1 protein-coding gene is annotated in these 508 nt (G+C 66.9%); it reads left to right on the forward strand.

The features are described 5' to 3' along the window. Positions 1-508, forward strand: a 508-nt coding sequence (locus WMO45_RS13650; protein ID WP_349141441.1) for an InlB B-repeat-containing protein, incomplete at both ends; no start/stop codon positions are given.

The following is a 508-nucleotide window of genomic DNA, read 5'->3' on the forward strand; positions in this document are numbered from 1 at the left end:
CCACCGCCAACGACGGCTCCGGGGTCACCGGTGAGAAGTTGATCACCATCGACTTTGCCGATGAGCCCGTGGTCACCAAGGTGACCGTCTCCCCCGCCACCGCCAGCGTGCAGGTGGGCACCACCCAGCAGTTCACCGCCGTGGTGGAGGGCGAGAACGAGCCCGACCAGACCGTGACCTGGAGCGTGGAGGGCGCTCAGTCTGAGACCACCGCCATCTCCGACACCGGCCTGCTGACCGTGGCCGAGGACGAGACCGCCGAGACCCTCACCGTCCGTGCCACCTCCGTGGCCAACGAGGAGATCTCCGGCACCGCTACCGTCACCGTCACTGCCGCCCCGGTGGAGACCTATACCCTCACCGTCAACGGCGGCACCGGCTCCGGTGAGTATGAGGCCGGCTCCCAGATCACCGTCACCGCCAACGCCCCCGAGGAGGGCATGCAGTTCGTGAACTGGACTGCTGATGGCATGAAGCTGGAGGATGACACTGCCAGCACCCTGACCAT

Origin of the sequence: Flavonifractor hominis (assembly GCF_040095835.1) — a bacterium.
GTDB classification, from domain to species: Bacteria; Bacillota; Clostridia; order Oscillospirales; family Oscillospiraceae; genus Flavonifractor; species Flavonifractor hominis.